Origin of the sequence: Pseudomonas sp. NCHU5216 (genome assembly GCF_052156495.1) — a bacterium.
GTDB lineage: Bacteria > Pseudomonadota > Gammaproteobacteria > Pseudomonadales > Pseudomonadaceae > Aquipseudomonas.
The window spans coordinates 20,163-34,008 of the sequence record NZ_JBQLIX010000038.1; the positions used below are offsets into that span (position 1 = coordinate 20,163).

Annotated in this window: 12 protein-coding genes; 4 read left to right on the plus strand and 8 right to left on the minus strand. The window is 64.2% G+C overall.

The window, feature by feature from the left end; translation table 11 throughout:
• Positions 1-13 precede the first annotated feature (13 nt).
• The 3 genes from ACSVIK_RS21090 to ACSVIK_RS21100 all read right to left on the minus strand — a co-directional run bounded on the left by ACSVIK_RS21090 (position 14) and on the right by ACSVIK_RS21100 (position 3,288).
• Entirely contained in the window at positions 14-1,195 is a 1,182-nt protein-coding gene (locus ACSVIK_RS21090; protein ID WP_442446164.1) for a CaiB/BaiF CoA transferase family protein, read from the minus strand.
• Positions 1,196-1,254: 59 nt separating this feature from the next.
• Positions 1,255-2,394, minus strand: a complete 1,140-nt coding sequence (locus ACSVIK_RS21095; protein WP_442446165.1) for an acyl-CoA dehydrogenase family protein — start codon at positions 2,392-2,394, stop codon at positions 1,255-1,257.
• 675 nt (positions 2,395-3,069) lie between these two features.
• On the minus strand, positions 3,070-3,288 hold the full coding sequence (locus ACSVIK_RS21100; RefSeq protein WP_442446166.1) for a hypothetical protein: 219 nt from the start codon (positions 3,286-3,288) through the stop codon (positions 3,070-3,072).
• Here ACSVIK_RS21100 and ACSVIK_RS21105 point away from each other — a divergent pair.
• Complete coding sequence (locus ACSVIK_RS21105; protein WP_442446167.1) at positions 3,272-4,267, plus strand: AraC family transcriptional regulator; 996 nt, start codon at positions 3,272-3,274, stop codon at positions 4,265-4,267. The genes ACSVIK_RS21100 and ACSVIK_RS21105 overlap by 17 nt on opposite strands.
• Positions 4,268-4,270: 3 nt before the next feature.
• On the opposite strand, the gene ACSVIK_RS21110 is transcribed toward ACSVIK_RS21105, so the two are convergent.
• The 5 genes from ACSVIK_RS21110 to ACSVIK_RS21130 all read right to left on the minus strand — a co-directional run bounded on the left by ACSVIK_RS21110 (position 4,271) and on the right by ACSVIK_RS21130 (position 10,674).
• Positions 4,271-6,466, minus strand: coding sequence for an OsmC domain/YcaO domain-containing protein (locus ACSVIK_RS21110; RefSeq protein WP_442446168.1), 2,196 nt, complete (start codon positions 6,464-6,466; stop codon positions 4,271-4,273).
• A gap of 182 nt (positions 6,467-6,648) precedes the next feature.
• Entirely contained in the window at positions 6,649-8,034 is a 1,386-nt protein-coding gene (locus tag ACSVIK_RS21115) for an ATP-binding protein (RefSeq protein WP_442446169.1), read from the minus strand.
• Positions 8,031-8,708 carry a response regulator gene (locus ACSVIK_RS21120; RefSeq protein WP_442446170.1) on the minus strand — a complete coding sequence of 226 codons (678 nt, stop codon included), beginning with the start codon at positions 8,706-8,708 and terminating at the stop codon, positions 8,031-8,033. Before ACSVIK_RS21120 ends, ACSVIK_RS21115 begins: the two co-directional genes overlap by 4 nt.
• A gap of 75 nt (positions 8,709-8,783) precedes the next feature.
• Positions 8,784-9,389, minus strand: coding sequence for a hypothetical protein (locus ACSVIK_RS21125; protein WP_442446171.1), 606 nt, complete (start codon positions 9,387-9,389; stop codon positions 8,784-8,786).
• 112 nt (positions 9,390-9,501) lie between these two features.
• Complete coding sequence (locus ACSVIK_RS21130; RefSeq protein WP_442446172.1) at positions 9,502-10,674, minus strand: MFS transporter; 1,173 nt, start codon at positions 10,672-10,674, stop codon at positions 9,502-9,504.
• 214 nt (positions 10,675-10,888) lie between these two features.
• Here ACSVIK_RS21130 and napE point away from each other — a divergent pair, with 214 nt between their 5' ends.
• From napE to napA, 3 genes are read left to right on the plus strand one after another with little or no spacing between them, the layout of a single operon-like run.
• On the plus strand, positions 10,889-11,050 hold the full coding sequence (gene napE, locus ACSVIK_RS21135; RefSeq protein ID WP_442446173.1) for a periplasmic nitrate reductase, NapE protein: 162 nt from the start codon (positions 10,889-10,891) through the stop codon (positions 11,048-11,050).
• Positions 11,051-11,077: 27 nt separating this feature from the next.
• Entirely contained in the window at positions 11,078-11,335 is a 258-nt protein-coding gene (locus tag ACSVIK_RS21140; protein ID WP_442446174.1) for a chaperone NapD, read from the plus strand.
• Positions 11,335-13,839, plus strand: coding sequence for a nitrate reductase catalytic subunit NapA (napA, locus tag ACSVIK_RS21145; RefSeq protein WP_442446175.1), 2,505 nt, complete (start codon positions 11,335-11,337; stop codon positions 13,837-13,839). The genes ACSVIK_RS21140 and napA overlap by 1 nt, the downstream gene beginning before the upstream one ends.
• Positions 13,840-13,846 lie beyond the last annotated feature (7 nt).

Sequence of the window (13,846 nt, forward strand, 5' to 3'; positions counted from 1 at the left end):
TTTCAACAGCCTGCTAGCCAAACACCCCTGCCTCACGCAATCTGGCCACACCTTCGGCATCGAAACCCAGTTCGGCCAGCACCTGCTCGGTGTGCGCGCCGAGCGCCGCGCCTACATGCCGTGGCGGTGGCAGGCCGTCGGAGAACTTCAACGGGCAGGCCAGTTGCGCCTGCGCCGGCAGCCCCTCGCGCGGCACCTCGGTGACCAGCTCGCGGGCGCGGATCTGCGGATGCTTCAGCGCTTCGGAGAGCGGCAACATGGGCTCGACGCAGGCATCCAGCGCGGCGAACACCTGACCCCACTCGGCAAAATCACGCTTCTCGAACTCGATCGCGATCTCGCGCTTGAGCGCCTGCTGATCTTCCGGCTTCTGCGACAACCCACGAGCCGCCAGCTCCGGCCGCCCGATGGCCTGACAGAAAGCCTGCATGAATTGCGGCTCCAGGCTGCCCACGGCGAACCAGCGGCCGTCACGGGTGCGGTAGTAATCGTAGAAGCTGCCGCCATTGAGCGGCTGATTCTCCATGGCCGGCTCCACTCCCGCCCCCAGGTAACCGGCGCCGGCCATGCCGTGCAGGCTGAAGGCGCAGTCGGTCATGCTCACGTCCACCTGCTGCCCCTTGCCCGTGGCCTGGCGCTGCACCACGGCGGCCAGCAGACCGATCACCCCGTGCAGGGAACCACCGGCAAGATCCGCCAGTTGCACGCCAAGGGGCAGCGGGCCGCTGTCGCGGCGCCCGGTGTAGCTGGCGATGCCGGACAGGGCCAGATAGTTGATGTCATGCCCGGCGCGCTCGCGATAAGGCCCGGTCTGCCCGTAGCCGGTGATGGAGACGTAGATCAGCCGTGGATTGATCGCCTTGAGCGCCTCGTAGCCCAGCCCCAGCCTGTCCATCACGCCGGGGCGGAACTGTTCGAGCAGGATGTCGTACTCGGCCACCAGTTGCTTGACCAGCTCCACCGCTTCGGGCCGCTTGAGATCGAGGGCGATGCTGCGCTTGTTGCGATTGAGATAGGCATGGCTGGTGGAGGTGCCACCCTCGTGCGGCGGCAGCACCCGCACCAGATCCAGGCGCGTGGGCGACTCCACGCGCAGCACCTCGGCGCCCATGTCCGCCAGCAGCAAGGAGGCGAACGGCCCCGGCAGCAGGGTGGAGAAGTCGAGGATTTTCAGCGAAGACAGTGGGCCGGACATGGCGACTCCCATTTCCTGTGTGTGATATGGCCGGTAACGCCTGCGCGCCCTGCGGCGCCCTACAGCTTCATACCACGGCTGATGATCTCCTTCATGATCTCCGAGGTGCCGGCGAAGATGCGCTGGATACGCGCGTTCGCGTACATCTTGCAGATCGGGTATTCCCACATGTAGCCCCAGCCGCCATGCAGTTGCACGCCCTCGTCCACCACCTTGCCGAGCAGCTCGGTGGTGAAGAGCTTGGCCTCGGCGGCCACTTCCGGAGTGAGTTTCTTCTGGTTGTGATCCAGCACACAGCGGTCGGTGAAGACCTGCGCCACGTCGACCTGCGTGCGCATTTCCGCCAGCTTGAAGCGGGTGTTCTGGAAGTGCGCCACCGGACGCCCGAAGGCCTGGCGCTCCCTGACGTAATCGAGGGTGGTCTGCAGCGCCGCCTCGGCCCCGGCCACTGCGCCGCAGGCGTTAGTCAGGCGCTCCTGGGCGAGCATGTTCATCAGGTAGAAGAAGCCGCCCTTGGCATCGCCCAGCAGGTTCTCCTTGGGCACCTTGACGTCGTTGAAGAACAGCTCGGCGGTGTCCTGGCTGTGCATGCCGAGCTTCTTCAGCTTCTTGCCACGCTCGAAGCCGGGCATGCCGCGCTCCACCAGGAACAGGCCCATGGCGTGCTTGTTGGCCGGGTCGGTCTTGGCCGCGACTATCACCAGATCAGCCAGGTAACCGTTGGAGATGAATACCTTGGAGCCGTTGAGCAGCCAGTGATCGCCCTTGTCCACCGCCGTGGTGCGCATGCCGGCCAGGTCGGAGCCGGCAGACGGCTCGGTCATCGCCACGGCGAGGATGGTCTCGCCGCTGACGATGCCCGGCATGAACCGCGCCTTCTGCTCGGCACTGCCGTACTCGGCGATATAGGGGCCGCACAGGGCCGAGTGCAGCGGGATCATGAAACCGGGCTCGTTGATGCGCGCCAGCTCCTCGCACATGATCTGCTCGTAACGGAAATCCTTGAGCCCGGCGCCGCCGTATTGCTCGTCGGCCCAGGGCAGCAGAAAGCCCATCTCGCCGGCCTTGCGCCACACGCTGCGATCGACCACGCCGGCGGCCTCCCACTCTTCCTGATGCGGCACCACCTCCTTGTCGAGGAACGCCGCGAAGGCATCGCGGAACAGGTTGTGCTCGGTGTCGAAATGATTGCGCTGCATGGGGCGGATCCTCCGCTGCTCGTTATCGGGCGAAGGTTAGGTGTGCCGCCGCATGCCGCTCAATGACCCATGCGCTCAGGTGCGGTTGACTCATTCGGCCAAAGTAGGTGGTGATACCGGACTGGCAAGTTTGTATTGGTTGTTCTGTGGTCTGTTCCGAATTGCCGCGTTTTTGCTGATGTTTTTGGTTTCGCCCTCCCGGGCGAGTCACTTTGCGGGCAAAGTAACCAAAACCTTCCGCCCGATCATCCGGCCCTGGCTTCGCCAGGGTTCGCTCACTCCATCGTCGCTCCAGAGGCCCGCCGCGGTGGGCCATCCATGGCCCATCGCGGCTCTCGCGGCATCCATGCCGCTCAACCTCTTCCACGACGATTCCGTTCGCCCTCCTGGGCGGGCTCTGCACGCGCCTGAACCCGAGGTAACCCCAGAGGTAGCGCGGAGTGCTGGTCAGCCGTAGGGCGGACTCAGGAGCGAAGCGAACAGTCCGCCGGGCCATGCCCAGTTCGGCACCACAACCTACGTCCAATACTCCCAACAGCGTACTGCTTCCGAGTGGCCGGCGTCCCGTCACGCCTACGCGAATGAACTATTGGTTTAACTCGACGACCCCATCCCGACTTCATTACCAGTCCGGTATCAATAACCCCGCCATGCCAGAAAGAGCCTGCGAAGGAGTCAGGCCAATGGAGACTCTGTACGGGACAGGCCGGCCAAGCTATCCCCGACCAGACTGACCATAACCCAAGTCTCGGGCATGAAGCCGCCGAAGCTGAGAATCAGCGCCAGGCTGGCAACCGGCAGCCGCACCACTACCAGCCACACTTGTTCCCCAGGCACGGCACTGGCTACCATCGCCAGCAAAAAAGGCCCGCCCTCCATGCGTGAACGCTCCATCGCCAGCCACTTCGTCCAGGCCGCTTTGCGTGGCGCGCAGCGCCATGGCCGGCCCTGCGACGAGCTGCTGCGCCAGGCCGGCATCCAGTCGGCCATCCTCCAACAGCCCCGCGCGCGTGTCGCCCCCGAGCAGTTCACCCGCCTGGTGCAGTTGCTCTGGGAAGCCCTCGACGACGAGTACCTGGGTTTCGGCAAGCTGCCGAGCAAGCGCGGCACCTTTGCCATGATGGGGCACGCCATCATCCATTGCCGCACGCTGGAAAAGGCGCTGAACCGCGGCGTGCTGTTCTATGGTCTGTTTCCCGAAGCTCCACGCATTCGTTTGCAGCGCGAGGGCGACTGGGCACGCCTGAGCGTGGACGACAGCGCGCTGTGGGATCCGGATCACTTCCTGCTGGAAAGCCTGCTGGTGATCTGGCACCGCCTCGGCAGTTGGCTGATCGGCCAGCGCATCCGCCTGGAAGAAGCCACCTTCGCCCATGCCGAACCTGCCCATGCCGCCGAGTACGACCTGCTGTTCCCCTGCCCCAGGAGCTTTGCCGCCGGGTACAACAGCCTGCTGTTCCAGGCGCGCTACCTGGACATGCCGCTGCTGCAGGACGAGCGCACCCTCAAGCAGTTTCTCCTGCACTCCCCCGCCGACCTGCTGGCCCGCCCCGATGGTGGTGCCAGCCTGATCAGCCAGATTCGCCGCCTGCTCGGCCGCGACTGCCGCACCTGGCCGGATCTTGAGCGGGTCGCCCAGCAGTTGCACACCAGTCCGCAGACCCTGCGTCGGCACCTGCGTGAGGAAGGCAGCAGCTTTCAGGAGCTCAAGGATCATCTGCGCCGCGATCTGGCCATCTACTACCTGGGTCGCAACGAGATGACCATCGAGAGCATCGCCGAGCAGCTCGGGTTTTCCGAGCCCTCGGCGTTCCACCGCGCGTTCAAGAAATGGACGGGGCTGACCCCCGGCACCTACCGCGCTGGCCAGTAGGCCTCAGCTCAAGCCTGCCGCGCGCGCACGGGCCGCGTGCAGTTTCTTGTAGCTGTCGATCAGACGCAGGTGCTTGTCCAGGCCTTCGAGCTGCATGCTGGTCGGGGTCAGGCCATGGAAGCGCACGCTGCCGTCCACCGAGCCGATTACCGCGTCCATGCGCTCGTTGCCGAACATGCGCCGCAGGTTGTGCTCGTAGTTGGCCAGCTCAAGCTCGTCGTCCAGTTGGATCTCCAGCACGGCGTTGACCGCCTGATAGAACAGGCCGCGCTCGACGGTATTGTCGTTGTACTGCAGGAAGGCCTCGACCAGCTCCTTGGCGTCGTCGTATTTCTTCAGCGCCAGGTTGATCAGCAGCTTCAGCTCGAGGATGGTGAGCTGGCCCCACACCGTGTTGTCGTCGAACTCGACGCCGATCAGCGTGGTGATGTCGGTGTAGTCGTCGACCTCGGCGTTGTTCAGGTTGCGCAGCAGCGACTTGAGTTCGCGGTCGCTGAGGGCGTGCAGGTTGAGGATGTCCTTGCGGAACAGCAGCGCCTTGTTGGTGTTGTCCCAGATCAGATCCTCGACCGGGTAGATCTCCGAGTAGCCGGGCACCAGGATGCGGCAGGCGTTGGCGCCGAGGTCGGCATAGGTGGCCACGTAGACTTCCTTGCCCATGGCTTCGAGGATGCCGAACAGGGTCGCGGCTTCCTGTTCATTGGAGTCGGCCCCCTCGCCGGAGAAGTCCCATTCGACGAACTCGAAGTCCGGCGTGGCGCCGAAGAAGCGCCAGGACACCACGCCGCTGGAGTCGATGAAGTGCTCGACGAAGTTGTTCGGCTCGGTCAGCGCCAGGCTGTCGAAGGTGGGCTGCGGCAGGTCGTTGAGGCCCTCGAAGCTGCGCCCCTGCAGCAGTTCGGTCAGGCTGCGCTCCAGCGCCACCTCGAAGCTCGGGTGCGCGCCGAAGGAGGCGAACACGCCGCCGGTGCGCGGGTTCATCAGGGTCACGCACATCACCGGGAATTCGCCACCGAGCGAGGCATCCTTGACCAGCACCGGAAAGCCCTGCTCCTCCAGGCCTTTAATGCCAGCGACTATGCCCGGGTACTTGGCCAGCACGGCCTGCGGCACGTCCGGCAGGCACAGCTCGTTCTCCAGAATCTCGCGCTTGACCGCCCGCTCGAAGATCTCCGACAGGCACTGCACCTGGGCCTCGGCCAGGGTGTTGCCGGCGCTCATGCCGTTGGAGAGATACAGGTTTTCGATCAGGTTGGACGGGAAGTACACCGTCTCGCCATCGCTCTGGCGCACGAACGGCAGCGAGCAGATGCCGCGCAGCGTATTGCCCGAGTTGGTGTCATAAAGATGCGAGCCACGCAGCTCGCCATCCGGGTCGTAAATGGCCAGGCAATGCTCGTCGAGAATTTCCTCGGGCAGTGCGTCCTTCGGCCCCGGCTTGAACCAGCGCTCGTTGGGGTAATGGACGAATTCGGCACTGGCGATGTCCTCGCCCCAGAACTGGTCGTTGTAGAAGAAGTTGCAGTTCAGCCGCTCGATGAACTCGCCCAGCGCCGAGGCCAGGGCAGCCTCCTTGGTCGCGCCCTTGCCATTGGTGAAGCACAGGTTCGATTGCGCATCGCGGATATGCAGCGACCAGACGTTGGGCACGATGTTGCGCCAGGAGGCGATCTCGATCTTCATCCCCAGCTCGGCGAGGATGCCCGACATATTGGCGATGGTCTGTTCCAGCGGCAGATCCTTGCCGGGAATGTAGGTGGAGGTATCGGCTACCGGCATCAGCAGCGCCTGGGCATCGGCGTCGAGGTTGTCGACTTCCTCGATGACGAACTCGGGGCCTTGCTGCACCACCTTCTTCACCGTGCAGCGGTCAATGGAACGCAGAATGCCCTGACGATCCTTCTCGGAAATGTCGGCCGGCAGCTCGACCTGGATCTTGAAGATCTGCGCGTAACGGTTCTCCGGGTCGACAATATTGTTCTGCGACAGGCGAATGTTCTCGGTGGGGATGTCGCGGGTCTGGCAGTACAGCTTGACGAAGTACGCCGCGCACAACGCCGAGGACGCCAGGAAATAGTCGAACGGCCCCGGCGCCGAGCCATCGCCCTTGTAGCGGATGGGCTGATCGGCGATCACCGTGAAGTCGTCGAATTTGGCTTCGAGGCGAAGGTTGTCGAGAAAGTTGACCTTGATTTCCATGGAGCGGCACCGGCAAGCAAAACGAAATGGCCGCCATTATCCGGGTTTTGCCCCGGATGTCTTGCACCGCGCGCCAAAGGGCGGGCAATCGGAGCCGTCGCGGCTGAAGCCCCTCCCATTTCGAGTGAAAGGCGAACCATGGCAGGCGCTTCAGCGGCGACTCAGTAGCAAGGCGGCCCGTTTCAGTCGTACAGGCGCACGCGGAAGCAGGCCCCGCCGAGCTCGGAATCCTCCAGGCTCAGTTCGCCGTCGTAGCTCTCGACTATGTCCTCGACCACCGCCAGGCCGATGCCCTGCCCCGGGTTCTGCACATCCAGGCGCTCGCCACGTTGCAGCACGCGGGCGCGCTGATCGGCCGGCACCCCGGGGCCATCGTCCTCGATGGTCAGCAGGCAACCGTCCGCCAGCGGCTCCAGGCGCACCCGCACCTGATGCAGGCAGAGCCGGTAGGCGTTTTCCAGCAGATTGCCGAGCAGTTCCATCAGCGCACCACGCTCCATGCTCACCTGGCTGTACTCGGGCACCTCCAGGGTCGCCTCCACGCGTTTGTCGCGGTACACCTTGTCCAGCGAGCTGCACAGACCATCGAGCAATGGCCAGACCTGCTCGCGATGACGCACCAGGCCACTGCGGCGCAGGCTGGCGCGCTGCAACTGATAGCCGACCTGCTGGCTCATGCGCTCGATCTGCGCCTGCATCAGTTGCGCCTGCTCGCGGTTCTCCGGCTGCGCGGTGAGCGTCTCGCCGATGCCTTGCAACACGCTGAGGGGCGTCTTCAGACTATGGGCAAGATCCTCCAGAGAGTCACGGTAGCGTTCGCGCTGACGCCGTTCGCTGTCGAGCAGGCGGTTGAGGGAACTGGTCAGGCGCAGCAGTTCGCGCGGATGCTCATCACTCAGGCGCTGGCGGGTACCGGCCTCGACGCCATCGAGTTCGTCACTCAAGCCGCGCAGGCTGCGGAAGCCCCAGGTCAGACCGAACCACAGCAGCCCCAGCAACACCATCAGGGCCAGGCCCAGCCACAGACGCAACTTCCAGGCGAAGCCATCGAACAGGGTCTGGTATTCCCGCGTCGGCTGCATGGTGACGATACTCAGCGCCGTTTCATCGCCGCGCAGCAGATCCACTTCGATGTCGTAGACGAAATACTCCTGGCCATTGTGGTCGTCGTGGATACGCACGAACTCATGACCGTGCCCATCATAGCGCGGCAGGTAACGCACCAGCTCGTACAGGGACGAGCGCGAACGCCAGATCAGATTGCCGTCGCGGTCGAAGATGAACCCCAGCAGATGCGAGTCGAGGTTGTCGAATTCCTCGTCCGGCATCTTGTCCGGCATGCGCAACTGGCCATCCTCGATGCGTGCGGCCGAGATCAGCGCGGCGGCGTCGGAGGCCAGGCGTTTTTCCACGGTCTGCTCCAGGGCGTTGAGAAACACCCCCTGCAGCACCGGCATCAACAACAGCATGAACAACACCGCCAGCGCCGCCGTGCCGAGCATCAGACGCAGGCGCAGCGAGCCGAAACGGGCGCGCAGACGATGCAGAATGTCGCGCGCGCGCCTCACTTGCAGCGCTCGTTGAACATGTACCCCTGGCCGCGCACAGTCTCGATCGGCTTGCTCTCCAATGCCGTCTCGAGCTTGCGCCGCAGCCGCCCGACCAGCACCTCGATGACGTTCGGATCACGTTCCTCGTCGCCGGGATAGAGCTGTTCCATCAGGCGCTCCTTGGCGATCACCTGCTGGTGATGGAGCATCAGGTATTCGAGGATGCGGTATTCGTAGGCCGTCAGTTGCAACGATTGCTCACCGACCGTGGCCTGCTTGCGGTTGAGATCCAGCACCAGCTCACCGGTTTCGATGGTCGACTTGGTGAACCCCGACGAGCGCCGCAGCAAGGCGTTCAGGCGCGCTTCCAGCTCCTCGAACTGGAAGGGTTTGACCAGGTAATCGTCGGCACCACAGGACAGCCCCTCCACCTTGTCCTGCCAGTTGCCGCGCGCGGTGAGGATAAGGATCGGGAAGTGCTTGTCCTGGCTGCGCAACTGGCGAATCAGGTCGATGCCACTCATGCCCGGCAGGCCGAGATCGACCAGGGCCAGGTCGTGATTGAAGTTGTCCGCGCGGTACAAGGCCTCCTCGGCGGTACGCACGGCATCGACCACATGACCGTTTTCACTGAGACGAGTGAACAGGTGGTGACGCAACAGGGCCTCATCCTCCACCACCAACAATTTCATGATCTGTGTTCCCTCCTCTTTTTTCAGTTATACGAAGGCCGGGCATACGCCCGGCCCGTGAATCGCAGTCCGCCGTCAGAAGGCGTAGTTGGCACCCAGGTAGAACTGCGAGCTGCTGTGCAGATCCAGCGACCCGGCCTTGCCCGCACCATGCGGCGCCATCTCGGTGCTGGCATTGGTACGCAGATAACGATATCCGCCTTCGATCGACGTATTGCTGCCCAGTTCCTGCACGACACCCGCTTGCAAACCGGCTGCCAGGCCGATATCGCTGTCACGGGAGAAGCCCCGGCTCTCCTGCTCCAGCTTGACCAACCCGCCGCTCACGCCACCGAACAGCTTGGTGCCGTTTTCACCCAGCGGCAAGAACAGGTCGTAGCTTCCCAGCAGGTTCTGCTGGCGCAGCTTGTAACCACTGTAGCTGTCGGAAAAATTCTCGTAGCTCAGGTAGTAGCGGCCATCACCCTGCTGCTGGCCAATGCGCACACCCCAGGTGCCGGTGCCATCGATCACCTTGTCCAGCTTGGGGTCGTCCAGGTTGGCATTCAGCGCATTGGACTTCTGGATGTTGTTGTCGGTCTGCCCCCAGGTCAGCCCGAGGAAATTGTCATCGGCCTTGGCGGCGGTAGCGCCCAGCGCCAGGCAAGTGCTCAGTGCGATACGGTTCAGTATGACTTTCATCGAATCGTTCCTCTCGTTGCCGTTGCGATCAACTCGCCAACGAGTCTGTGCGAAGACTACTGAATCCCTGCTGAACCCTCCTTGAACCTGCACTGAATGGGCAGCGAACGACCTATAAACGTCGCACCAGAGCCGCTGCCAGCAGAAACAGGGAGGCGAGAACGGCCAGCAGCGCCAGCCAGGCGGCATGCTCCCAGACATAACCACCCAGATACCCCACCAGGCTCGATCCCAGGTAATACGCGCACAGGTACAGCGCCGAAGCCTGCGCCTTGGCCCCCTGCGCATGCACCCCGACCTGCCCGCTGGCCACCGCATGGGCGGCGAAGAAGCCCAGGGTGAACAGCGCCAGGCCGGCCACGGCCGCACTCAACCAGGGCGTTGCGCACAGCGCCACGCCCAGCAGCATCAGGGCGATGCTGCCGAGCATCACCTGGCGCGCGCCGAAGCGAGGCACCAGCCGCCCGGCCCAACCGGCGCTGAAGATACCCAGCAGATAGACCACGAACAGCAGGCCGATCACCGTCGCCGAAAGGTTGAAGGGCGCGCCGGCCAGGCGAAAGCCTACGTAGTTGAACAGCGCGACGAAGCCGCCCATCAGCAGGAACGCCAGGGCGAACAGCAGCCGCAGACGTGGATTGCCCAGGTGCAGGGCGAAGTTGCGCAGCAAGCCATGGGGCGACAGTGGCTGCGCGGTGAAATGCCGCGATGGCGGCAGCAGCCAGACGAACAGGCCCAGCGCCAGCAGGCCCAGCCCGGCGATGCCGCCCAGCGCCCAGGGCCAGCCGCCGATATCACTGAGCAGGCCGGCCAGCAGACGGCCGAGCAAACCGCCCAGGGCCGTGCCGCCGATGTACAGCCCCATGGCCGCTGGCAGGGACTGCGGGTCGAACTCCTCGCCGACATAGGCCATGGCCAACGCCGGCAGACCGCTCAATGCCAAGCCCAGCAAAGTGCGCAGGATCAGCAGGCTGCTCCACTGCTCCACCAGCGCGCAGGCGATCCCCAGCAGCGCCGCCAGGCCCAGCGCCGCCACCATCACCGGTTTGCGCCCCCAGCTCTCGGCCAACGCACCGGATACCAGCAGGCACAGCGCCAGGCTGAGGGTGGTCAGCGACAGCGCCAGGCTGCTGCTGGCTGCCGACACGCGAAAGTGCGCGGCCAGCAATGGCAGCAGTGGCTGTACGCAATAGAGCATGGCGAAGGTGGCGAAACCGGCGCAGAACAGCGCCAGGGTGGCGCGCCGGTAAGCCACGCTGCCACGGGTCAGATGGGCAGTAGACATGAACGAGAAAACTCAAGAAGCCTGATGCGGGCGCGCGCTGGGTCGACGCCGCCCAATGAATGGAACGGGAGAAAATATTAGCACGCTATCGATAATTCCGAACGCGCGCCCTGCACCTGGCCTGATTCCCCCTCCCTTGATCCAGCGCAACGGACTTTGCCCTCACTAAAGCTAGGGTCTAGCCTGAGATAGGGAACGCAATGGAGCCAAGCGAATGGACACAGAGAGCAAAGCCAAGAAAGGCAAGGAAACCCGCCTGTTCCTCTTTCTCGTCGTCTGCCTGTTCCCCCTTCTTTCGGTCGCCTTGGTCGGCGGCTACGGATTCATCATCTGGTTCATGCAGATGCTCCTGGGGCCGCCTGGCCCACCCACCTGATCGTCGTCAAACACGGAGCCACGGAACATGGCCGCCCCCCTGCACATATCCAGCCTGCTGATACACGCACGGCCCGAGCTGCTCGTCGCGGTAAAAGCCAACCTGCGCCAGCTCGACGGCGTCGAACTGCACCAGGAAAGCCCTCAGGGCAAGCTGGTGGTGGTGCTGGAAACCGAACACGAGCGCCAGATCCTGGCGCGCATCGAACAGATCAATGCATTGCCGGGCGTGCTCAACGCCGCCCTGGTCTACCACGAACTCCTCGAAGCAGAAGGAGACGCCTGATGAAGCTTTCCCGCCGTGAATTCGCCAAAGCCAACGCGGCCGCCATCGCCGCAGCGGCCGCCGGCCTGCCTCTGGTCAGCACCGCCAGCAACCTGATCACCGAAGCGGACATGACCCGCCTGGACTGGAACAAGGCGCCCTGCCGCTTCTGCGGTACCGGCTGCAGCGTGATGGTGGCTACCCGCGACAACCGCGTGGTAGCCACCCACGGCGACGTCAAGGCCGAGGTCAACCGCGGCCTGAACTGCGTCAAGGGCTATTTCCTGTCGAAGATCATGTATGGCGTCGACCGCCTCACCCAGCCGCTGCTGCGCATGAAGAACGGCGTGTACGACAAGCAGGGCGAATTCCAGCCGGTAAGCTGGGAGCAGGCCTTCGCCATCATGGCGCAGAAGACCAAGCAGGCCATCGCCGAGCACGGCCCGGAGGCGGTCGGCATGTTCGGCTCCGGCCAGTGGACGGTGTGGGAAGGCTATGCCGCCAACAAGCTGATGAAAGCCGGCCTGCGCAGCAACAACATCGACCCCAACGCGCGGCACTGCATGGCGTCGGCGGTGATGGGCTTCATGCGCACCTTCGGCATGGACGAGCCGATGGGCTGCTACGACGATATCGAGGCCGCCGATGCCTTCGTCCTGTGGGGCTCGAACATGGCCGAGATGCACCCGATCCTCTGGAGCCGGGTCACCGATCGGCGCCTCAGCCAGCCGAACACCAAGGTGGCAGTGCTCTCCACCTTCGAGCACCGCAGCTTCGACCTCGCCGACATCCCGCTGGTGTTCAAACCGCAGACCGACCTGCTGATCCTCAACTACATCGCCAACCACATCATCGAGAGCGGTGCGGTGAACCAGGACTTCGTCGGCAACCACACCAAATTCGCCCGCGGCGCCGACGACATCGGCTACGGCCTGCGTCCGGACAACCCGCTGGAGATGCAGGCCAGGAACGCCGCCAAGGCCAACACCTGGGAGGACATGTCCTTCGAGCAGTTCGCCGCCTTCGTCAAACCCTACACCCTGGAGCGCACCGCCAAGGAATCGGGCGTGTCAGCCGAGCGCCTCAAGGCCCTGGCCGAGCTGTACGCCGACCCCAAGCGCAAGGTGGTGTCGTTCTGGACCATGGGTTTCAACCAGCACACCCGCGGCGTCTGGGCCAACAACCTGATCTATAACATCCACCTGCTCACCGGCAAGATCAGCGAGCCAGGCAACAGCCCCTTCTCCCTCACCGGCCAACCCTCGGCCTGCGGCACCGCCCGCGAAGTAGGCACCTTCTCCCACCGGCTGCCCGCCGACCTGCTGGTGGCCAACCCCAAACACCGCGAAACTGCGGAGAAGATCTGGAAGCTGCCGCCCGGCACCATTCAGGAAAAGCCGGGCTTCCATGCCGTGCAGCAGAGCCGCATGCTCAAGGACGGCGTGCTCAAGGTCTACTGGACGCAGGTCAGCAACAACATGCAGGCCGGCCCCAATGTCATGCAGGAAGTGCTGCCAGGCTGGCGCAACCCGGAAACCTTCGTCATCGTCTCCGACGTCTACCCCACCGTCTCCGCCCAGGCCGCCGATCTGATCCTGCCCAGCGCCATGTGGGTGGAGAAGGAAGGCGCCTACGGCAACGCCGAGCGCCGCACGCAGTTCTGGCACCAGTTGGTGAAGGCGCCGGGCGAGGCCAAGTCCGATCTCTGGCAATTGGTGGAATTCTCCAAGCGCTTCACCACCGACGAGGTCTGGCCCGCCGAACTGCTGGCCAAGGCCCCGGACTACAAGGGCAAGACGCTCTACCAGGTGCTGTTCGCCAATGGCCAGGTCGACCAGTTCCCCAGCGAGCAGATCGAAGCCGGCTACGCCAACGACGAGGCCGAGGCTTTCGGCTTCTATCTGCAGAAGGGCCTGTTCGAGGAATACGCCCGCTTCGGCCGTGGCCATGGCCATGACCTGGCGCCCTTCGACCGCTATCACGCCGAGCGCGGCCTGCGCTGGCCGGTGGTCGATGGCAAGGAGACGCGCTGGCGCTACCGCGAAGGGCTCGACCCCTACGTGGAAAAAGGCAGCGGCGTGCAGTTCTACGGTTACCCGGACAAGCGCGCGCTGATCTTCGCCCTGCCCTACGAGCCGCCAGCCGAGGCGCCGGATGCCGACTTCCCGTTCTGGCTGAGCACCGGCCGCGTGCTGGAGCACTGGCATACCGGCAGCATGACCCAGCGTGTCGAAGAACTGCACGGCGCGGTGCCCGATGCCCTGGTGTACATGCATCCGGACGACGCCAAGGCGCTCAAGGCGCGGCGTGGCAGCGAGGTCAAGGTGATCAGCCGGCGCGGCGAGATCCGCGCGCGCATCGAAACCCGCGGGCGCAACAAGCCGCCACGCGGCCTGGTGTTCGTGCCCTTCTTCGACGCCAACAAACTGATCAACAAGGTCACCCTGGACGCCACCGACCCGATCTCCAAGCAGACCGACTACAAGAAGTGTGCGGTGAAGATCGAACTGGTCAGCCTGGCCTGAGGAGAGC